The following is a 20,342-nucleotide window of genomic DNA, read 5'->3' as shown; positions in this document are numbered from 1 at the left end:
TCCCCGCGGCATGAGCTCTTCGCGCCGGTTCCTCCCGACGAAGGCTCCGGAATGGGTCTAGTCGGCGAGGATGTGGTACAGCGCGCGGCGGGTTTCGTCGATTTTCTCCATCGCGGCATTGCGCTGTTCCTCGGTGGCCGAGAAGCGGAACTGGTGGATGACGCCCATGAGCTTTCCTACGCTCTGGTGAAATGCCGGTCCGGATCCCTGGGAATCGGTGCTCCACGCATTGTCCAGCTCCTCGGCGTGGTCGGCTACATAGGCCTTGCCCGCATCGGTGAGAGTGAATTCCGTGCGCCGGCCTTCACTGACGGGCGCGATGAGTTCTTCATCAACGAGCTGCTGCAGCGTCGGGTAGACGGAGCCCGGGCTTGGACGCCAGGCCCCGGACGTCCTCTCCGCGATTGTCTTGATCAGGCCGTAGCCGTTGGATGGTGATTCGGCCAGGAGGGAGAGAATCGCCGAACGAACATCGCCCTTGTTGGCCCGACGTGAACCGCCGGGGCCAAAGCCGGGTCCAAAGCCCGGCCCGGGACCGGGTCCGAATCCTGGCCCAAACCCGCGGCCCGGCCCGAAACCGCCGTGTCCGTGGGGTCCGCGGCGGCTTCTGCCGCGCCCGAAGCGTCCCTGGGCGGGTCCGCCGTCCGTGAATTTGTCGTCGTGAATGCCTTTCATACCGGCATCGTCCTTCCGTTTGAGGTGCGTTCCTCAGATGATCGCCGATCCTTCGGCGATAGTTAACGATATATCGGAGACTGTCGCCGGTCAACGGCCAATTTAGCTGGATGATCGTCTGCTCAGCCCTTCCGCGGGCTCTCCTGTGTCCCCGACTTGTCGCCGGGGACCTGCCAGGTGGTGCCGAGGACGGCGGTCAAGGCCATGGCGACCAGCGCCGCCTTGAGTCCGGTGCCGCCGGCCGTCAGCGGCGGGATGGGGCGGTAGACGATCATCGGGGTCCTCCTTGGAGCGGTGTTCCTGTAACCACTTTCCTGCCACGGAATTGTCGGGGGCTGAGGGGAACCTTTGCCCTGGCTGTGCAGCGGCCTGTCAGTCGTCGCCGGCGAAAAGGCTCACAGTCTGTTCACAGCGGCGCGACAGACAGTCGACAGTCCCGGGTTTGAGGATGGGGACACAGCTTGACCGGGACTCCGGGGGCGGACGCAGCATCGGGGGTGCGTCCGCCCCAAGCCCACGAATGCCAGCCGGCGTCCCCTGGCGGCCCCGGCCGGCAGTGGACGTTCACAGAAGACATGAGCACACGTTCGCCCGCAGGTCAGGCGGGAGGTCGACACAGGCAATAACGACGAGATCAGGATGACCCATGAGCGAGCACGACCATCTCACGCACAGCGACAACGCACGAGCCGGTGCAGACCCGGCACGGCCGGAGGCGCCCCGGGCAGGAGCAGTCGCGGCAACCGGCCGGAAACCCGGGAGGCGGGTTGGCACCGGCGTGTTCGTTGCCTGCCTGGTGGCCGCGGGTGCCTTGGGCGGGGGTGTGGCTGCAGCGGCGACGTCGATCTGGAACACCGCAGCCCCGGCCGCCGGCACCACCCAATCGACCCAATACACGCCGGTGATTGTCAACAATCCCGAGAGCGTCAACGCCGTGACAGCGGCCGCGCAGAAGGCCTCGCCCAGTGTGGTGACTATCAGCGCCAGCTCCGGCACTTCCGGCGGTACCGGATCGGGCATCATTCTGGACACGTCCGGCAATATTCTGACCAATACCCACGTGGTCACCCTGGACGGACAGGCCGCGAACGCGGCCATCGAGGTTCGGACGAACGACGGCAAGGTCTACCCCGGGACCATTGTCGGAACGGATCCGCTCTCGGACCTGGCCATCGTCCACATCACTGCCCCGGGGCTGGTGGCGGCATCCCTGGGCGACTCCGGCAAGGTCAAGGTCGGTGACACCGCCATTGCTATCGGAGCACCCCTGGGGCTGAGCGGAACGGTGACGGACGGCGTCGTTTCGGCAGCAAACCGCACCATCGAGACCGCTTCCTCGGCCGCGCCCGGCTCGCAGAGCGGGTCCTCCGGTGCCGCGCAGGATTCCATCAGCATCAACGTCATCCAAACGGATGCGGCCATCAACCCGGGAAACTCCGGCGGCGCCTTGGTGAACACCAGCGGCGAGATCATCGGAGTCAACGTGGCCATCGCCTCGGCCGGATCCACGTCCTCCTTCTCAGCCCAGTCGGGGAACATCGGCGTCGGCTTCTCCATCCCGGTCAACAACGCGAAACGCGTCGCCCAGGAGATCATCGGCACGGGCACGGCCACGCACGGCCAGCTCGGCCTCTCGGTGCAGGACAAGGCCGCGGGAACCTCGTCGGGATTCACGACCGGGGCAGAGGTGGCTGCCGTGACCCCGGGCTCCGCGGCGGACAAGGCCGGCTTGAAAGCCGGCGACGTGATCACCGAGCTGGGCGGCCGGACTGTGACTGATGCTTCCGAGCTCACGGCGGCAGCGCGGGAACAGGCCGCCGGGGCCACCGTCAAGGCCACTTTCGACCGCGACGGCGGGCAGCACAGCACTGACGTCACCCTCGGCGCGGCCACCGGGGGCTGACGCCGCGGCCCGCCGGGCCCACATCGGAGTCCCGGCGTTAGGGTGGGGCATGATCGATAAGCGAAAGACTTGGCACGAAACCCATAAGGAATCCTTGACGCGGGGCCAACGGGCTGCGGATGTCATGCGGAACGGGATGGGCAGCTGGCCGTTCGTCGGCGGTTTCATCGGCTTCATGATCGTGTGGGCGGCAGTCAACAGCTGGGCGCTGGCGAACAACGCCTGGGATCCGTATCCGTATATTCTGTTGAATCTCTTTCTTTCGATGCTGGCGGGGCTGCAGGGAGCGATTCTTCTGATCGCGGCCAAGCGGCAGGACGCGATTGCCGCAGCGATGGCCCAGCACGACCGCGACACCAACGTGAAGTCCAAGGAGGAGATCGACCTGCTGATGGCCATCAACAGTCAACAGCTGGAGATCCTTCGCGAGCTGCGGGCCCTTGCGGGCGCCGGAAACGTCAGGATTGATGCCGGCGCCGGCGCTTAGGGTTTCTCGACCGTCAGAGTTTGGCCGGAGCTTCCGGCAGCGAGAGGCGCGCGGCCAGGCCTGAGAGCAGGATGGTGATTCCTTCATCCAGTTCAGCCATCCCGTCGTAGTCGGCGAGGACCGGGGCGAGGGCGCGGAGGTGAGGGAAGTCCTTCGGTGGCAGGCGGTGTAGGCCCAGGCGGAGAAGCGCTTCGTTTTCGTCGGGGTCAACGATGAATTCCTGCAGTTCGTTGAGGATGTGCCCGTAAAGGAATCCGTAGTAGGCGCGGTAGACGTGCAGTGCATCGGCGGGCGCGAATCCGGCGTCGATCAGCAGGGACAGGATCTGCTCCAGCGGCCGCAGTGTCCCAAGTGGCCTGAGGCCCAAGGGCGTTGATAGGGGCCGGGTCACGAGGAGGGGCACAACATTGGGGTGCCGGAGCGCCAGGAGCCGCAGGTCGTGGGCGATGCGGCGGAGCTGCGCCTGCCAGTCGGGATCATCGGGAAAGATGGCCAGTTCATTCAGGACGAGTTCTGAGACTCCGTCCAGCAGTGCTGCGCGGTTTTCGGCGTAGCGGTACAGGCCCATGGGATCCCGTCCCAGTTCCTGGCCGAGCCTGCGCATGGTGAGGGCGTCGAGTCCTTCAGCGTCCACCAGGGCCAGCGCCGCGGACAGAACAATCTCACGACTGAGCCGCTTCTTCTTGCCGGTTGCCGCTGGGGGCGCCGGGTTCGCTTCGGGCGACATGGTGGTCCGTTCGGGTCGGGGACAAGTCACACTGCCAGGAAAATAGACAGGTTGCTTAATATGTAGTCTACGCATACAGTCTACATTGTAGAAAAGTTGCTTGGCTGACCTCCGCGGCACGTGGATTTCCGGCCCGATAACCTTCTATCCCCGGATCTGCGGCTACGCAGCAGCCCGGGATCATGCTTCGACGCCGCGTGCACGGCCTTGAAGTCCAGCTGCTGTAGCCACACGGCGGCACAGACTGCACCGCGAGGAATCGAGCCACATATGGCAACTTCTCACTATGACCAATTCCTGCAGGAAGCCACCACCCGTGACCCTGCATCCGATCGCGCCCTGGGCCGGGACCCGCTCTACGGGCTGTACACCAGCTGGTGCTTCCTGAGCCAGGCCGCGCCCCGCTCCGAAGACGCATTCTGGGCGGCCATGAAGAAGAAACAGGTCCACCCCAAGGGCACCGGCCTCCGCATGAAAGGCCCGGCCGCGGCGGACTACATCCTGGCCAGCTACCCGGTCCTGGTCTGAGCCGGATGTCAATCACATCCAGCACTTACCTGCCCCGGGACGCCCATCAGCCCCGGGGCCGCCGGCCCTGGTGCGCGAGCTGCGACACCGACCGGCACCTGACCGCGGACTCCGTCACCATGATGAATCCGCGGCAGGAGACCCTTGCCGCCGCCATCAGCTGCACCCAGTGCGGCAACTCGCATGTGGTGGCTACGACTGCGGCCTTCCTCGCAGCCATCCCGGGATGGGACGGGGACAGTGGCGGCTCCGTACGCCGCGACGACGCCTACCGCCACTGCCAGGAGCCGATGTCCGCGGTGGAGCTGGCCAGCGCCCTGCCCAAAATGCCATCCGCGACCTCTGGCGTGGCTTAGGCTTTACGGCATGGGACTAATAATCACACTACTTATCATTTGGCTCCTTCTTTCGATCCTTGGCTTCGCCGTGAAGGGCCTGCTTTGGCTGGCCATCATCGGCTTGGTGCTGCTCGTGGCCACGGCTGTTTGGGGCTGGGTGAAGCGGAAGGCCAAGGCCTGAGGCTCAACTGATCTCCTTCGGCGGCGGCCGGTCCAACACACACGGGACCGGCCGCCGCTTTCGTGTATGCCCTGACCTTGCGGGGCGCTGTCGGCGTCGCTGTTGCCCATGGCCGGAAGCCAGCGGCCGCCGGTGCGCACGGAGCGGGCCAGCATGGAATCCCACGTGTTGATGGCGTACTCGTCGTCGGCGGTCCACGGACCGGTCCACACTTCGACTGCGTCGGCCTCGTCGTATCCGAACTTCCAGCGGCAGGCGAGCCAGGCTACGGCTGGTGCTTCGTGTGGGCTTCCGGTGTCCAGGTAGCTGGGGTGATTCTGCCGCCATAGATGGGGAGCTCGATGGGAGGGTCATCGGTCCGGAACTGCGACCACATCCGGTTCAATCCTGCAGTACCTTCTGAACGGACCCGCCCCGGGTGCCCCATGTCCAGCGCTGCGGAGAGCACGCAGGGGGAGTCGTCCGGAGCTTCGGACAGGACGGCGCCCTCGGGGTCCACGATGATGCTGCGTCCCTGGCCGGTGGGCCCGGCGCAGTTGACGCTGATCATGAACACCTGGTTGACGATTGCGTTGGCGCGGGCGAGGATCAGCTCCTGGGCCCGGTCCGGGGTGGTGGTCTTGACGACATTGATGATGACGTCGGCTCCCATCCAGGCCAGCTGGCGGGTGACCTCGGGGAACCAGGCGTCGTAGCAGATGGACAGGCCGGCCCTGCCGAATCCGGGTAGATCGACCGTCACAAAAGTGTCTCCGGGGTCGTAGGGTTCGAACGGGCGCCAGGGGAAGATCTTCCGGTAGCTTGCCGCCAGGGCACCCTCGGGGGAGAGCACCAGGGACGTGTTGAACAGCTGTCCATGCGGCCCGCGTTCGCAGATGCTCCCGGGGACCAGCCAGAGCTTGAGGTCTCCGGCGAGTTGCCTCAACTCATTAACGAGCGGCCCGTCGAGCGGCTGCGCGGCCTCCTGGAGCGCTTCGGTTCGTTGCCTGTCCGGGACTCCGTCGCTGAAGAGGTGGAGTTCGGGGAAAACCATCAGCTGCGTTTCGGGGTATTCCGCCAGAACGCGCGCGGCTTCATCGGCGAAGCCGCGGAAGGGCCCGCCAATCGGGCGCCCCGGGGCCTGGACGGCTGCAACAGCAAGGTTCGACATCGGCGGTTACCTTTGAACGGACGGCTATGGGGGACGGCCGACGGCGGGATCGGCTCGCATCGCCCGATCCGCTTCCGGCCGCCCGCCGGTCTGTGGGGCAAGAGACCCGACGATGCCTGCCGTTGAGCCCAATAGTGCCCTCCGACAGCTCTTGACATTCGCACGATATGGCGACCACGATTCTGTCATCCCTACCAGGGGAACGACACGATTCGAGTTTACTCTTGCCCGCGATCTGCACGTGATTCTCTTCATACCCTTAGGGCGGCCCCGCAGGTTCCGGCCGCAGCCTTCGATCCCGCACCGATGCTGACGGCATCGCACCATCCAGGAGACATGTCATGAGTACAGCCACAGGTCAGGCGGCGGGCGGAGGACTCGAGGTCCGGTCGATTGACTATGTTCCGCTCAACGAGAGGCATGGAAAGGTCTCGCACATTGGGCCGCTCTGGTTCATGAGCAACGCCCAGATCGCCACGCTCGCGGTGGGTCTGATCAGCATCACGACCGGAGGGAACCTGATCTGGTCATTGATCGCCATCGCCATCGGCGTGCTGGTGGGCACCTTGTTCATGGCGGCGCACTCCTCTCAGGGTCCGCAGCTCGGGTTGCCCCAGATGATCCAGTCCCGTCCACAGTTCGGGTACGTGGGGGCCCTGCTGGTGTGGCTCTTCGCCTACCTGCAGTACGCGGGATTCAATGTCTTCAACACCGTCCTGGCCGGCGAGGCCGTGACCGGGTCCCTTCACATCGGAAACGCAACCCTCTGGTTCTGGGTCATCACGATTATCGCCGCCGCCGTCGCACTGTTCGGCTATGACCTGATCCACGGCTTCGAACGCTATCTGACCTACCTGACCATCATCATGCTGGCGCTGCTGACGGTGGCTGTCCTCACCCACCTTGACCTGCCCGGCGGCGCGTTCAATCTGGCCGATTTCCATCTCGTCCCCTTCCTGGGACAACTGGGCGTGGCGGCCGGCTACCAAATTTCCTGGGCCATTTACGTCTCGGACTATTCCCGCTACCTGCCCCCGGAATCCGGGCGCGGGACGTTCCAGTGGACGTTCTGGGGGAGTGCCCTGGGCGGTATCTGGGTCATGTTCCTGGGATCATTCATTGCCGCGGCAGCCGGCACGGAGTTCGATACCATCACCTCGATCCAGGACACTGCCAACAAGTTGTTCCCGGGGTTCGGGGCGATCGCATTGTTCATCGCTTCCCTTGGGCTCCTGTCGGTCACGGCATTGAACATGTATGGCGGGTCCCTGACCCTGATCTCGTCCATCGACAGCCTGCGCCGCATCCGGCCCACCGTCAAAATCCGCGTCGTCACGATCGTGATCACCGCGGCCATCTCACTCGTCTTCGCCAACTTCGCATCCGCGGACTTCCTCGCCAACTTCAACGACTTCCTGCTGCTGGTGCTGTACTTCTTCATCCCGTGGACAGCGGTGAACCTTACGGACTACTTCGTCGTCCGCAAGGGCCACTATGCCATCGCGGAGATCTTCCATCCTCACGGCATTTACGGACGCTGGGGCTGGCCCGGAATCACGTCTTACCTCGTGGGCTTCTTGGTCATGATTCCCTTCTTCTCCGCCGGAAAACTCTTCGTCGGACCCGCGGCCGAGGCAATGGGTGGCGCTGACATCTCCCTGTTCATTGGCCTGCCGGTCTCGGCCGTCCTCTACTGGGCACTCACCCGCCGCATCGACACTGCTGCGGAATGGCGCCTGGCAAAGACCCAGGCAACCGAACTTGAGGAAGCCGCGAAGATGCACGTCGAGCCCTAATCCGGCGTCGAGCCCCAGTCCGGCGCAGGAACAGACGGGTGGGTGCGGCGGCCCACCCGGCGGCCATCAGCCGACGTGGATGCCCGGGCGGAGGGCCGGGTCGTGTTCGACCTCGCGGAGGATCTCACGCACCAGCGGGGCCGTGTCGCCCTGGCCCAGGAACAGGTACCGCATCAGGTGACTGATCGGGTTCCCTTCCGACCACTCGAAATAGCATTGGGGCTTGGTGGCGGTCGAGTCGCGCATGGCCAGAAGGACCGCTGCGATCGCGTTCGGCACCGCCGGCGACTTCACCCGCAATACCCGGTAGCCGCCCACTTCGATACCTTCGACCCGGAGCGTGTGGCTGAACGCCGACGGGTCGGAGATCTCCACCTCCAGGAAGATGACGTCCGCCGGACCCGGGACCGGGTTCAGGCCGCGCTGCTCGTACTCCTTGTCGGCGTACTCGGCCTTGTCGCCTGCCTGGCGCTTGTTGGCAATGACGTTCAGCTGGCCGTCGAAGGCGATCGAGTCGGTGATGAACTGCCGGGCTGCCTCGTCGAACTCGATGGTTTCCAGGCGCAGTTCGGTGGTGCGCTTCACCCGCGAGATCAGCGAGACGATGATGATGCCGGCGATGAAGAATGCCGAAATCGCAATGCCGTCGGGCTTTTCGATGACGTTGGCGACCAGTGCGTACAGCAGGACCAGGGTCAGCGCGCCGAATCCCAGGGTCCCGGCACGGCTGTGCCGGCGGACCGCTGAGACTGTCACGGCGACCGCACCGGAGACCATCATGGCCAGGATGCCGGTGGCGTAGGCGCCGGCCTGGGCGTTGACGTCGGCGTTGAAGGCGATGGTGATGCCGACGCTCAGCACGGTGTAGACGATCACGACCGGGCGGACGGCCCGGCCCCATTCCGGTGCCATGCCGTACGCGGGGAGGTAGCGGGGCACGATGTTGATGAGCCCGGCCATGGCGGAAGCGCCGGCGAACCAGAGAATCAGGGCGCTGGAAATATCGTAGACGGTGCCGAATCCGGCGCCGAACAGGTCGTGGGCGAGGAACGCCAAGGCGCGGCCGTTGGCCTGTCCGCCGTCCTGGAATTCCTTGGCCGGGATCATGACCGTGGTGAGGAAGCTGGTGGACATCAGATAGACGCTCATGATGGCCGCCGCCGTGGTGAGGAGTTTGCGGGTGTTCTTGACCCTGGAGGCCATGACGTCCTCCGGGGTGTTCCCGGTGGCTTTGATCAGCGGCATCATGGACACGCCGGTCTCGAAGCCGGAGAGCCCCAAAACCAGCAACGGGAAGGCGATGACTGCCGGACCAATGAGGCTCATCGGCCCGCCGCCGGCACTGGAGAGCAGCCGGTCCTGCCAGCCGGCGATCAGGGAGGGGTCCGAGAAGACGTGCGCGAACCCGGCGGCGACGACGGCGGCGTTCAGGAGGAGGTAGACAGCCACTAGCGGGATGGCGACGCCGACGGCCTCATTGAAGCCAAGAAGGAATACCCCGCCCAGGATCAGCAGCAGGATCACCGTGATGACGACGGCACTGCCCTTCAGGCCTTGCGGGATCATCGGATTCTCCAGCAGGTGCACTGTGGCGTCGGCGCCCGACAGGGTGATGGTGATGATCCACGAGGTCGCGACGAACCCGAGCAACAGCAGGACGAAGAACTTGCCGCGCCAGAACGGCAGTAGCTTCTCCAGCATGGCAACGGACCCCTGCCCGTGCGGGCTCTCCTGCGCGACGCGGCGGTACATGGGCAGCATGCCCAGCAGGGTCAGTGCCACGATCAGCAGGGTCGCCAGCGGGGACAGGGCGCCGGCGGCCAGGGCCGCGATGCCTGGTAGGTAGGACAGGGTGGAGAAGTAGTCGACGCCGGTCAGGCACATGACCTTCCACCAGGCGTTGGGCTTGTGATCTTCCTCTGCTTCGGGGCCGGCCGGTGCGACCTGGTTGGCGAGCAGCCAGCGGACCAGGGGTTTGCGGTCCGGGGCTGCGGCCTGCTTAAGGTCAACCTGGGCCGGTACGGCGTGGTCAGAAGTGGTCGTCATGGGGTCTTTCCGTCGGTGGCCGGGCGTCTGCAGGGCCGGAACAAAGCACAGGGACCGGCCAATTCTAGTGGCCGTCCCTCCGGCCGGCTGCCAGCTGGAGGAGGTACCGGAAACGCCACCCGGCTGCCGGCCGGATGGCGTTTCCTGGAGTGATGTTTTCCTGGCGGCCACGGACCGGTCCGCTGCGGGCAGTTACTCCCCGGAGTTGCTGCCGCGGTTGTTGCCGCCGTCGTCGTGGCCGGAGTTGTTGCCGTCCTCTGTCTTGGTGATGGAGGCGACGGCGCCGGTTTGTTCGTTGAGCAGGACTTTGTCGGTGCGCTGCCTGTCGAAGTTGAACATGGCGTTCACCGAGCCGGCTGTCGCGTCCGCGGAGGCGTCGCCGATTTGGCCGGTGTGCCAGTTGTCTTCGATGAAGCGCAGGATCGAGGCCTGGTCCGTCTGGGTGTGGTCCACATAGTTCTTCTTCGCATACGGTGAAATGACCACGAGCGGCTGGCGGGGGCCGGGGCCGCAGCGGTCAGCGTAACCGCTGGCCATCGGGATCCCGCTGGCCGCAGCGGTCTGGCACCAGGCGGCGTCGTCGGCGGAGTTTGAGGAGTTCTTCACCTTGGCGACGGCGTGGTCGTACCAGCCGTCCGAGTCGTCGTAGGCGAGTACGACGGCCGTGTTCTCCCAGTTCTTGGAGTTCTGGATCTGGTTCACGGTGTTGGTGATGAAGTTCTGCTCGTCGACCGGGTCAGAATAGGCGGCGTGGCCGTCCTGGTACATTCCCGCCTTCAGGAAGGACACGGCGGGCATGTTGTCGGTGTTGACCACCTTGTTGAAAGCGGTGAGGTCGTACTGGTGGTTCGCCTGGCCGTTGTGGCCGATTTCCGCGTCCGACGCCGGCGCCAGGTGGTGCGGGTTGGCGGTCGAGGCGTAGTACTGGAACGGCTGGTGGTGCGGGGAGTAGTCAACGACGCTGGCTCCGGCGGCGTTCGTGTGGCTGGACAGGCACGACGCCGGCGTGGTCCCTGTAGCGGCAGTGGTCGGTGTGAAGCCGCCCTGGAACCAGCCCCAGGATGTGCCCTTGGCGCTGAGAAGGTCCCCGATGTTCCTGCCGGTCATGCCGGCCAGGTTGTTGGTTTTGGCGTGGCTATTGTTCGAGCAGTCGTCGTAGACCGGGTCCGGATCGTTGATGACAGTCCCGACGCCGTTCGCGTCAGGCTGGCGGACAGTGCTGCTTCCGGCTGCCGGTGTGGCCACGGGTTGCCCGGCGGCGGTGTATTCCGTGGCCCCGTGGGTCTGGCCCGAGACCAGGTTCAGCGCGCCCGGAGTGGATGGCCCGAAGACGGTGCTGAAGTGGTTGTCGCTCATGGCGTAGTTCTGGGCGTAGTTCCAAATGCCGGTGACGGTGTTGCCGTCGTAGTAGTCCATGGTCAGCCCGGGGCGGCCGTACTGGTTGGTGCCGCAGGAGTCCCGGCTGGTGAACTGGACAAACTGGTCCATCGCGCCGCCGTTGTACGCCTTCTGCTCGGCAGTGTACCCATGGTCCTGGTCGCAGGTGACGGCCTGCATCGGCGAGAGCCGGGCCGGCTGCACCGCGTTGGGATTGTTCGGTGCCAGGAGGCCCGCTGTAGCCAAAGTGTTGATGTCCTTGGGCGTGTTCTTCGCGGCGGTGAAGGAAGCTGCTGCGGTGCCCGTGCCTTGCTGGGCTTCACCCGGGGTGTTGGCGGCTTGGGGGTAGGTGGCGAAGTAGTGGTCGAACGAGACGTTCTCCTGGAAGATCACCACCACGTGCTTGATCGGCGTCGCGGTGCCGCTGTGATTTTCGCCGGCAGAAGCCGGCCCTGCGCCGAAGCCGATCGCTCCGGCTGTCAGCGCCGTGGCCGCCAGGGCTGCAGCGCCCGTGGCGGCGGCGACGCGCTTTCGGGTAAAACGTTGTGCTGGATGAGGCATGGGTTATCCAATCGTTCCGGTTCAGGGGTACCGGCCGTCAAAGGCCGGCTTCGCATTCATCGCCGACGGTAGGGGCTCGTCATGAATCCGCGGTAAACGGCACGAGGCCAAAGAAAGCCTGCTTAGTGTCGGTCGCCACGGATGGGCCGGGATCCGCGGTGTCGCGGTCCGGCCGCCGCCGGATTGCCCTATTTGGCGGGGGTAACGGCGGCTTCGCAGGTGAGGATTTTGGCGCCGTCGCCTTCGTCGCCGTTATCGGTTGCCACCTTCATCGTGAGGTGATTCCCATTGGGCGTTGCCCTCGTGCTGGTCAGTGTTGCCTGCCGCCTGGGCGGCCGCGGTGGCGCAGATCGTCGATGCGGGCGGGGTGGTGAACGGCAGGTTGCGCCGCGGCCCGGGCGCCGGTGTCGAATCTCGGACATGATGCGGCCCGAAGCCACGCGAGGGTGGCGGCGGGATGTGAGCGGGCGGAGCAGTTGCGCAGGGCTTAGGCGGATCCACCGTCCGCTGGGCGAGGCCCCCGCTCGATCGTGACAGTGCCGGCATCGCCGTCGACCCGGATCCGCTGGCCGCTGGTCAGCCTCTGGGTGGCCACGCCGGTGCCGAGCACGGCCGGGATGCCGTACTCCCGGGCGACGATCGAACTGTGGCTCAACGGGCCGCCGACGTCGGTGACCACGGCGGAGGCCATCGCGAACAGCGAGGTCCACGCGGGAGTGGTGATGCGGGCGACCAGGACGTCGCCGGGAACCATCGTCGCGAAATCCTCGGGTCCTCGCAGGACGCGGGCGGGAGCACTGACCCGGCCCGAGCTGGCGCCGGTGCCTTTGATGACGTCGCCCGGCTGCTGTTGTGAGGCTGCCGGCATCATGGACCCGAAGGCCCGCTCCATCCACCGGCTCTCGGGCAGCAGTTGCGGGGCGGAGGCCTTGGCCTGGCCCCGCCAGAGCATCCTGCGCTCCTCGATGGCGGCCGCCCGGACGGGCCGGTCTGCCCCGGTAATGGCCACGGCCGCCGGTGCGCCCGGCGCGGCGAGGCCGAACTCGACGGCGCTTCGCAGCTCCCGGTGGCGGAGCCAGAAGACGTCGCCGGGCTCGGCGATGACGGTGGAGCCAACCAGCCGTTGGCCGAGTTCGAGCAGCATCCGCCGCAGCAGCGGCCAGGCCAGTCCGACGTCGGCCAGGGCGTCCTCGCGGATCGGGGCGGCATTCTGCGCCCACCGGAGCAGCCGGAGGAACGCGGCCCGGCGCCGCGGCCCAAGCCGGGCGGCCGTTTGGCCGGTTTCCTCTTCCCGGCGGGCGGCCAACAACCGCTGGCGCTCATGCGGGTCCGTGCCCTGTCCCCGCAGGTAGAACTTCACCGTCTCCAGCAGCGGCGAGGGATCATCTGCGGGCACCGGGCAGACGAAGTCCAGATTGTAGACTGCATGGCCGTACCGGCCGAGGTGGTCCTGGAAGCGGGGACGCCATTGCCCCCAGAGTGCCTGGTCCATGGCGGCCGGCGGCACCCCGGTGCGCTGCGACTCGACCAGGGCCGGCGTCGGTGCGTTGAGGATCGCCGGGGCGAGGCCCGGAACACCCCGGACCCAGGCTGCGAGGTCGTACAGCGACTTCTCGGCCCGGATGGGTTCGCTGTCGTAGCCGAGGAGGAACGTCTGGGCCGGGGCGTCTCCGTTGCGCCGAACTAACTTGTCGTAGTAGGCCCGGAAGGAGATTTCGCTTGTCGCGGCGACCGGAATGATTGACTGCACCGCCGTGTAGTAGACGGTGCCGGCGTCCAGCAACGTCTGCACACCCTCCAACAATTCCTCCCCGGAGAGCCCCCCGAGGGGCTTCGCCGACCAGTCCTTGATCACCCGTTCGTAGCGGGGATGCGAATACTCCCGCCAGCCGGCCACTCCCATGTGCGCCGTGCCGCGGATCAGCGCGCGCATCGCAGCCAGCGACATGGCCGTCACGCGCAACATTGCCGAGGTGCGGTAGTAGTAATAGGCGTAGCCATTAATAGTGGGCAGTCCGACGTCGTCCTCCCCAATGACGTTCTTGCCGATGGCGCCGGCCATCAAGGCCCTCAGCGACCGGGACACCGAGCCGTCAATGAGATCGGCGAACAGCGGTGAGAGCGGGTCAGGCAGCTGTTCCACGATGCTCGCCCGGAAGTAGAGCCCCTTCGGATAGGGCACCGGCCACGTGTCCGGAGCATCAGCTGCCGGTTCCGGCAGTGCGGTGATCGGGCGGGATTGCAGGAGGAAGAACTCGCCACCGGCCCGTGCCCACTCGATGTCCTGCGGGGCCCCGAAATGATCCGCGATCCGGGTTCCGTAGCCGGCCAGCTCGGCCGCGGCCTGGTCGTCGAGTACGGGCTGACGACGGCGGCCCGCCGGCACAGGCTGCTCCCGGGTGCCGTGGTCCGCGACGACGGTCATGACTTCCTTGTCGGCGGTCCGGCGCGAGAGCACACGGCCAGAGCCCGCTTCGACGACGACGTCATCGGTGGTGACCGTGCCGCTGACCACGGATTCGCCCAGGCCCCACGCGGCGCTGATCAAGATCTGGTCGCGGCGCCCGTTGGCCGGATTGGCGGTGAACATCACCCCGGCGGCGTCGGCCTCGACCATCCGCTGGACCACGACGGCGAGGCGCACCGCGTCCGGTCCGATGCCTTCGCGGGCCCGGTAGGCCATGGCGCGCGCCGTCCACAGGGAGGCCCAACAATCGGTCACGGCCGCGGCCAGGGCTTCCGCCCCGACGACGTTGAGGTAGGTTTCCTGTTGCCCCGCGAAGCTGGCGGAGGGGAGGTCCTCGGCCGTGGCGGAGGAGCGCACCGCCACGGCTGCATCCCCGTCGCCGATCAGCCGGTAGGCGGCACCGAGCTCAGTTGCGATAGCGGCCGGCATGGTTCCGCCGGCGAACAGGGCGCGGATCCGGTTCGAGGCATCCTCGTAATCCTGTGGCGATGCCAGCGGTGACAGCGAGTCGAGCTCACGGATGCCGGCCTGAAGGCGATTGGCTTCCACAAAATCCGCGTAGGCTGCGGTGTTCAGCACGAACCCCGGGGGAACCGGCAGCCCGGCCTGAACGAGGCCGCCCAAGCCGACGCCTTTGCCGCCGGCCATGGCGACGTCGCCTTGTCCCACATCGCCGAGGTTGTTGATGTAGGTCATGACCGAGCACCTTTCTGCCGGGAGCCGGGGCGCCATCATTGAGCGTGACTCTCAACATACTGGCACTGCCGCAGGCCGGGGGCCATAGCTGCAGCCGTTGCCAAAGCCCCATGCTGCGCGGCCGGGGACCGCCTCACGCGGGCCGTTCGCATGGTCAGCGACCGGCGTCGCGCCCGTCGGTCCATACGTCAGCCCCGAATCCGGCGAGCCCGGGAGTTCCTGCATAGCCGAGGTAGGGCAGCGCGAACAGGTCTTCGATGCTTTTCAGGAGCGAGTAGTGGTTATACGGTGTGGAGCTCGTCGTCCCGGGACGGACGAAGGGCGAGAGCACCAGCGCGCCGATGCGTCCGCCGCCCTTGCCGTTGCCGGGCCCGGCCGCAAACGTGCCATCCTTCGCGGCCGACGGCGGCAGGCCGGGCGCGGCAACGTTGGGGCCGGAGGGCTCGTTACAGCAGGCGCTGGTGTCGCCGTCGGCCTCATCGTTGACGATGATGATGGCACCGCTTTCCTGAAAGGCGGGAGATGCCGAGATCAGGGACACCCAGGTGCGCAGCCAGGCATCCTCCGCCGCGGGACCGGCAGGCTGGCCGTCGCAGTTCTGGTTATGTCCGTCATTGCACAGGCTGGGGGAGATGAACGACAGGTTGGGGGTGGTTGAGACGGCCGTCAGATCCTGGGGCAGCCGGGCCAGGGACCCGACATTCGCGGCGCACGCCGCGGTTCCTGCCACTGACGCGAAATACAGGAACGGGTTGTGACGGGCCGTGTAGGCATCCCCGGCCGTGGCTTCCTGCGTCAGGTCCGTGGATCCGGGACCCAGGGAGGGCTTCCCGCAGACGGCTTCTTCCCGCCCCGGGACGTTGCCCATGTCCTCCATGTAGCCCTTCCAGGTCAGGTTCCGTGCCGCGAGCTGGCCCGCCAGGGTGGGCACCGACGCCGGAAAGATGCAGCCGGCGTCGGACTTGACCTGCCCGAAGCGTTCCGCGGACGGGTGCACCATGTCCGTGTAGGCCGTGCAGTCCATCTGGATGTCGGGGCTCGGAGCGACACCGCCCAGCATGGCCAGGTAATTTCCCAGGCTGTAGTGCGCGGTCCCGTAGTACTGGTCCAGCAAAACGCCCTGGCCGCGAAGCGTTTGGGCCAGATACGGAAGGCGCGAATTCGGCCCGAACGACTGCGCGTAGGAAGCGTTCTCAAGCACAATCACAAACACGTGGCGGACAGGCGAAAGACGGCCGGCCGGCCCGTCCGGTTGGCTGACGCCGGCCCCAAGGATCACAAGCAGGACCACGGCGATGCAAAGGAACGCTCGTCTTCGGTTCATCAGACCCGGATTCCCTTCCCGGCGAACACATACTCCCGCGCCGGATCCGGCGTGCCTCCGGTGCCCGTTCCTGCGGACGGTATGTCACGCCGGTCCATAAACAGAATAGACACCGGCCCCACTCCCCGGACAGGCCCGGGCGCGCTGAGCCGGCGTGTTTACGACGTTGAGGATGTTCGGAGGCAGCTCCCGTAGCATGACGCGGATGGTATTCATACGGCTGTACCGCGAAGGAAAACTTGAACGCGACGACGTCAGCGCCCACGAGATCGAGGCCCTGGCGCACCAGGACGACGTGGTGCTGTGGATCGATTTCACGGACCCGACGGCGGATGACCTTCTGGGTGTCGAGACGGTGTACGGGTTTCACCGCCTCGCCGTTGAGGATGCCGTCCATGATTTCCAGCGGCCCAAGCTGGATCGCTACGCCAACCACCTGTTCCTCTCGGCCTATCAGGCGGGGCTGCGGCCCGGCAGCGGGGAAGTGGACATTGCCGAGGTCTCGGCATTCGTGACCCGGAACGCCCTCGCGACCGTGCACGGGCCAGGGTTTGATACGGACAAACTGATGGCGCACTGGGATGCCGAGACGGACCTGGCCGCACACGGGGTGCCTTTCCTGTTCTGGGGCCTCCTGGACATGATCGTCGACGGGCACTTCGACGCCGTGCAGGAACTGGACGGCTACATCGACGCCCTTGAAGAATCGCTCTTCGATGACCACTCACCCGACCACGACCTGCAGCGAAAGACCTTCGAGCTGCGCAAGAACCTGGTCCGGCTCCGCCGGGTGGTCCTGCCCATGCGCGAAGTCCTCAACACCCTCCTCCGGCGGGACGACCTCGTCGGCTGCAGCCCCGCCATGCAGCCGTTCCTGCAGGACGTCTACGACCACGTACTGCGGGCCACGGAATGGACGGAGTCGCTCCGTGACTTGGTCACGACCATTCTGGAGACCCACATCAGTATTCAGGGGAACCAGATGAACCTGGTCATGAAAAAGGTCACCAGTTGGGCTGCGATCATCGCCGTACCCACCGCGGTCACGGGGTTCTTCGGGCAGAACGTGCCGTTTTTCGGCTTCCAGAGCGATTACGGTCTCTGGTTGTCCACCGCATTGATGGTCGCCGGATCAGTGTTCCTGTATCTGGGGTTCAAGAGGCGGGACTGGATCTAGATCAGCCAGTGTTATGCCTGGCGCGCAGCGTTGCCGGCGGGGGTGTTCGCGTTGCGGGTGCGGTGGGCCCTGTATTCGCGCCAGGTGAGCCAGACGATGAAGATATCGAAGGCTGTCAGGAGGGCTAGCCCCCAGGAGAAGGCAACCAGGAGTTCATAACTTTGGTAGAGGATGAAGGCCATCAGGAAGGCAATCATCCACGGGTAAGCCCACATTTTATCCTTGAGCACCGCCCAGACCAGGACCACCTTCACCGCTCCGTGCAACAGCAGGTAGATGGCGCCGAAGAGGGTCGCCGAGACGGTCATGGTCCCGGCCCAGTGCACCAAGGTGGTGGCAACCAGATCATGCGGATCTTCGGAGAGTTCGTGCTGTGTCAGTAACCGGACCCAGGCGCCGATCTGCGCGGGGGAGACCAGCAGCAGAAGAATTCCTCCCACGAGTTCCAAGAGTCCGTCAAGGCCTTTGAGAATCAGGCTGACCCTGAAGGTCTTGTCCAGCAACGTCCTGTCGGTACTGCCTTTAGCCAACGTCACCTCAAACCCCCGGCACGCACTTCCGGCACGGCTACGAGCTGGCGCTGGATGCCAGCACGCCCAGGCCGAGCGCGGCGATGATGCCGCTGCTGCCGCGTTCGAGCCAACTGCTCACCCGGGGGCGCTGCAGCCAGGCCATGGCCTTCGCCGCCGCGATGGATACGGCCGCCAGATAGAGGAACCCGATGGCGCTTTCGATGGCACCCAACACCATGGCGGTGTCCAGCGTGTTGCCGCCGTGCGGAATGAACTGCGGCACGACGGCGAGGTAGAACAGGCCCACCTTCGGGTTGAGCAGCGTGGAGAGGCCGCCGGCGCCGAACCCTGCCCGCCGGCTGTAGCTTCGGCGGGGAGTGCGGCCGGCCGTCGCGGAGGACTTTGTGCGGCGGGCCCGGATCAGCGAAGAAATTCCCAAGTACAGCAGGTACAGCCCGCCCGCGATCTTCAGCCAGCGGAACACTTCCGCGGATTCCTCCAGGACGGCGGCGAGCCCCACGCCCACCAGCGCGGCCCAGACCATGGATGCCACGGCCGAGCCGAGCGCGGCGGCAAGGCCGGCCCCGGCACTCTGCAGCGAGATCCGCAGCACCAGGAACGTATCCGGGCCGGGGGTGACGGAGAGCAGGAGGCACAGCCCGCCAAAGGCCAGCAGGGTCACGAGGGTCATGAGCACCATTGTCCGGGTGCCGGCCGTCCGGGCGCAACGGCGGCAACGCCCGGCCCGGATGAGAGGCCCGGGAAGGCAGTATGCGTTCCGGCGTTCCGAATATGTGTGGGGCGGGTGACGCTCACTGCGTCATATTCGGCGCCTGCGACGCCGGTCCCGGGTAGGTGACTGCGTCGGCGGCGTCCAGGACCTCCAGTGCCGTGAGGTGTGCGGCGGCGGCCACGTCCCTTATGGACTTGCCGTGTGTGACTGCCGCGGCGACGGCGGACTGCAGGTTGGCCGCGTTCTCCTCGCTGGTTCTGGACGTCTCAAGCCGGGCGGCAGCCGCTTCCACAGCCAGGATTTCACTATCGATCACCGGTTGTCCTCCAGTCCCGTCTCTGCCTCATTGCAGTTGAGCCGGGAAGCGATTCGTGCCCGATGACGGGCCGCACCCGGCGGTCAGGAAAGGATATCGAACGTTGGACCAGTCTGTCTCGCGTCTGTGTCGAAACCGCGGAGCGGCCGCTCGTCTCGGCACGCCGGTATCTACAGGATCGCGTCGTCCGTTGAGGTTTCGCCGTGAGGGAGGCTCAACCGGGCGGTGCGAAGGAGGGTTCCGAGCAAGGAGCGGGCGTCGCCCAGCAAGGTGTTCACTTCGGGGCAGGCAAGCTCATAAAACAGCCGCCCGTCCCGCCGGGTCGGGAGAATCAGGTGCTGGCGGCGCAGCACACCGAGATGCTGGGACAGATTGGAGGGTTCGAGGCCGGTGTTGTGGCGCAGCGTGCTGACGGCCACTGGGCCGTCAGCAAGCATTTCCAGGAGCTGGACCCGTGCAGGGTGCCCCATCGCCTTGAAGAGGTCGGCCTTCACATCGGACAGGACAAGGCTTGCAGGCAATCCGTCCGCCATGGGGGCCTTCTCCTTCGCATCCAATACTCACGGCCCAAGGCCCGTGCCGGACCTGGTCCGAGGAAATTAGCACACGCGAGACAGAAAAGTCTGTCTCCCACTCGTTCTGGCGGGCCCGCTCGCACATACATCGTAGCGTCGGAGTACCGTCGTGTCGCCGCCGGCGGCAGGTGTGTGGGCGCCCCTTGCGCAGACGGCGGGGGTAGTTCAGACTTTCATGAATTCATCAATCCGATCCGGCCCTCTGCTAGCGGCCGGCGTCCTACAGGTGGATTCAGGCTGCCTCCGGTGACAACGGCGTCACCGGAGCAGAATGATCCCAACTTTCAGGAGGGTTCAATGGCAGGAATGTTCGAACTGTTTACCGGCTCCGATGCTTCCTATCGATTTCGTTTGACTGCCCCGGACGGGACGGTGATGGCGCTCTCCAGATCATTCCCCGACAAGCCGTCCGCAGTGGCAGGAATCGCCGCCGTACGTGAGTACGCCGGAATGGGGCTGGTTTGTGAAATCCCGGCACCGGGAGACGACGGCGTAAAGGAACCCGCGGCGGTCCAGGTTCCTTCGGGGGCAGCTGCACAGAACCGAGTCCGGCAGGAGGGCCCGGCCGCTGATGGAGCATCCGGGGCCCGTGCCCGGCTGCCACGCATCCGTATCCCTTCCGCCGCACATTTTCTTGGCGGGCGGGCCGTTGCCCGGAATCACCAGATGATGATGCGGTGGCGCCGAGCCCCGGGAGCGGGAGCCACCCCGGCCGGGCTGAGCCCTTGCTGAACCCCGGATTCTCCCGTGCCGTCCACGGGAGGGACGTCCGG

At 66.0% G+C, this 20,342-nt stretch carries 20 protein-coding genes; 8 read left to right on the top strand and 12 right to left on the bottom strand.

Going from position 1 to position 20,342, the window contains the following annotated elements:
* Positions 1-57: 57 nt before the first annotated feature.
* Together ACVWYS_RS18925 and ACVWYS_RS18920 are read right to left on the bottom strand one after the other, a co-directional pair.
* Positions 58-675: a PadR family transcriptional regulator gene (locus ACVWYS_RS18925; protein WP_344365125.1), complete on the bottom strand. Its 618-nt coding sequence runs from the start codon at positions 673-675 to the stop codon at positions 58-60.
* A gap of 122 nt (positions 676-797) precedes the next feature.
* On the bottom strand, positions 798-950 hold the full coding sequence (locus ACVWYS_RS18920; RefSeq protein WP_344365128.1) for a hypothetical protein: 153 nt from the start codon (positions 948-950) through the stop codon (positions 798-800).
* A 371-nt stretch (positions 951-1,321) separates the two neighbouring features.
* On the opposite strand from ACVWYS_RS18920, the gene ACVWYS_RS18915 reads away from it, so the two are divergent.
* Positions 1,322-2,578 carry a S1C family serine protease gene (locus tag ACVWYS_RS18915; RefSeq protein WP_456507843.1) on the top strand — a complete coding sequence of 419 codons (1,257 nt, stop codon included), beginning with the start codon at positions 1,322-1,324 and terminating at the stop codon, positions 2,576-2,578.
* 49 nt (positions 2,579-2,627) lie between these two features.
* Complete coding sequence (locus tag ACVWYS_RS18910; RefSeq protein ID WP_456507842.1) at positions 2,628-3,065, top strand: DUF1003 domain-containing protein; 438 nt, start codon at positions 2,628-2,630, stop codon at positions 3,063-3,065.
* Positions 3,066-3,078: 13 nt separating this feature from the next.
* Here the strand turns inward: ACVWYS_RS18910 and ACVWYS_RS18905 are convergent, their stop codons facing one another.
* Positions 3,079-3,792 (bottom strand): TetR/AcrR family transcriptional regulator C-terminal domain-containing protein, encoded by a 714-nt coding sequence (locus tag ACVWYS_RS18905; RefSeq protein WP_456507841.1) that lies wholly within the window; start codon positions 3,790-3,792, stop codon positions 3,079-3,081.
* Between the two features lie 270 nt (positions 3,793-4,062).
* On the opposite strand from ACVWYS_RS18905, the gene ACVWYS_RS18900 reads away from it, so the two are divergent.
* From ACVWYS_RS18900 to ACVWYS_RS18890, 3 genes are read left to right on the top strand one after another with little or no spacing between them, the layout of a single operon-like run.
* Positions 4,063-4,320 carry a hypothetical protein gene (locus tag ACVWYS_RS18900; RefSeq protein ID WP_091248726.1) on the top strand — a complete coding sequence of 86 codons (258 nt, stop codon included), beginning with the start codon at positions 4,063-4,065 and terminating at the stop codon, positions 4,318-4,320.
* Between the two features lie 5 nt (positions 4,321-4,325).
* On the top strand, positions 4,326-4,676 hold the full coding sequence (locus ACVWYS_RS18895) for a hypothetical protein (protein ID WP_456507840.1): 351 nt from the start codon (positions 4,326-4,328) through the stop codon (positions 4,674-4,676).
* Positions 4,677-4,686: 10 nt separating this feature from the next.
* Positions 4,687-4,839: an LPXTG cell wall anchor domain-containing protein gene (locus tag ACVWYS_RS18890; RefSeq protein WP_116766408.1), complete on the top strand. Its 153-nt coding sequence runs from the start codon at positions 4,687-4,689 to the stop codon at positions 4,837-4,839.
* A gap of 265 nt (positions 4,840-5,104) precedes the next feature.
* Here the strand turns inward: ACVWYS_RS18890 and ACVWYS_RS18885 are convergent, their stop codons facing one another.
* Positions 5,105-5,989: a carbon-nitrogen hydrolase family protein gene (locus tag ACVWYS_RS18885; RefSeq protein ID WP_344365140.1), complete on the bottom strand. Its 885-nt coding sequence runs from the start codon at positions 5,987-5,989 to the stop codon at positions 5,105-5,107.
* Positions 5,990-6,330: 341 nt separating this feature from the next.
* Between ACVWYS_RS18885 and ACVWYS_RS18880 the strand changes: the two genes are divergently transcribed.
* Positions 6,331-7,785 (top strand): purine-cytosine permease family protein, encoded by a 1,455-nt coding sequence (locus ACVWYS_RS18880; protein WP_344365143.1) that lies wholly within the window; start codon positions 6,331-6,333, stop codon positions 7,783-7,785.
* 66 nt (positions 7,786-7,851) lie between these two features.
* On the opposite strand, the gene ACVWYS_RS18875 is transcribed toward ACVWYS_RS18880, so the two are convergent.
* The 4 genes from ACVWYS_RS18875 to ACVWYS_RS18860 form a co-directional block, all read right to left on the bottom strand.
* Entirely contained in the window at positions 7,852-9,831 is a 1,980-nt protein-coding gene (locus ACVWYS_RS18875) for an APC family permease (RefSeq protein WP_344365145.1), read from the bottom strand.
* 192 nt (positions 9,832-10,023) lie between these two features.
* On the bottom strand, positions 10,024-11,769 hold the full coding sequence (locus ACVWYS_RS18870; protein WP_456507839.1) for a phospholipase C: 1,746 nt from the start codon (positions 11,767-11,769) through the stop codon (positions 10,024-10,026).
* A 487-nt stretch (positions 11,770-12,256) separates the two neighbouring features.
* The gene (locus tag ACVWYS_RS18865) at positions 12,257-14,932 is read right to left on the bottom strand and encodes a PEP/pyruvate-binding domain-containing protein (protein WP_456507838.1); all 2,676 of its coding nucleotides are present in this window, start codon (positions 14,930-14,932) and stop codon (positions 12,257-12,259) included.
* A gap of 154 nt (positions 14,933-15,086) precedes the next feature.
* Positions 15,087-16,256: an alkaline phosphatase family protein gene (locus ACVWYS_RS18860; protein WP_344365154.1), complete on the bottom strand. Its 1,170-nt coding sequence runs from the start codon at positions 16,254-16,256 to the stop codon at positions 15,087-15,089.
* Between the two features lie 205 nt (positions 16,257-16,461).
* Here ACVWYS_RS18860 and ACVWYS_RS18855 point away from each other — a divergent pair, with 205 nt between their 5' ends.
* Positions 16,462-17,433: a magnesium transporter CorA family protein gene (locus tag ACVWYS_RS18855; protein WP_456507837.1), complete on the top strand. Its 972-nt coding sequence runs from the start codon at positions 16,462-16,464 to the stop codon at positions 17,431-17,433.
* An 11-nt stretch (positions 17,434-17,444) separates the two neighbouring features.
* On the opposite strand, the gene ACVWYS_RS18850 is transcribed toward ACVWYS_RS18855, so the two are convergent.
* The 4 genes from ACVWYS_RS18850 to ACVWYS_RS18835 form a co-directional block, all read right to left on the bottom strand.
* Positions 17,445-17,963, bottom strand: a complete 519-nt coding sequence (locus ACVWYS_RS18850) for a DUF2127 domain-containing protein (protein ID WP_456507836.1) — start codon at positions 17,961-17,963, stop codon at positions 17,445-17,447.
* 37 nt (positions 17,964-18,000) lie between these two features.
* Positions 18,001-18,636, bottom strand: a complete 636-nt coding sequence (locus ACVWYS_RS18845) for a LysE family translocator (protein ID WP_456507835.1) — start codon at positions 18,634-18,636, stop codon at positions 18,001-18,003.
* A gap of 121 nt (positions 18,637-18,757) precedes the next feature.
* Positions 18,758-18,994: a hypothetical protein gene (locus ACVWYS_RS18840; protein ID WP_456507834.1), complete on the bottom strand. Its 237-nt coding sequence runs from the start codon at positions 18,992-18,994 to the stop codon at positions 18,758-18,760.
* Between the two features lie 170 nt (positions 18,995-19,164).
* Entirely contained in the window at positions 19,165-19,527 is a 363-nt protein-coding gene (locus ACVWYS_RS18835) for an ArsR/SmtB family transcription factor (protein ID WP_456507833.1), read from the bottom strand.
* Positions 19,528-19,866: 339 nt separating this feature from the next.
* Between ACVWYS_RS18835 and ACVWYS_RS18830 the strand changes: the two genes are divergently transcribed.
* Complete coding sequence (locus ACVWYS_RS18830) at positions 19,867-20,301, top strand: YegP family protein (RefSeq protein ID WP_456507832.1); 435 nt, start codon at positions 19,867-19,869, stop codon at positions 20,299-20,301.
* Positions 20,302-20,342 lie beyond the last annotated feature (41 nt).

This window comes from Arthrobacter sp. TE12231 (assembly GCF_054062895.1).
This window is presented reverse-complemented; position numbering and strand designations above follow the sequence as displayed.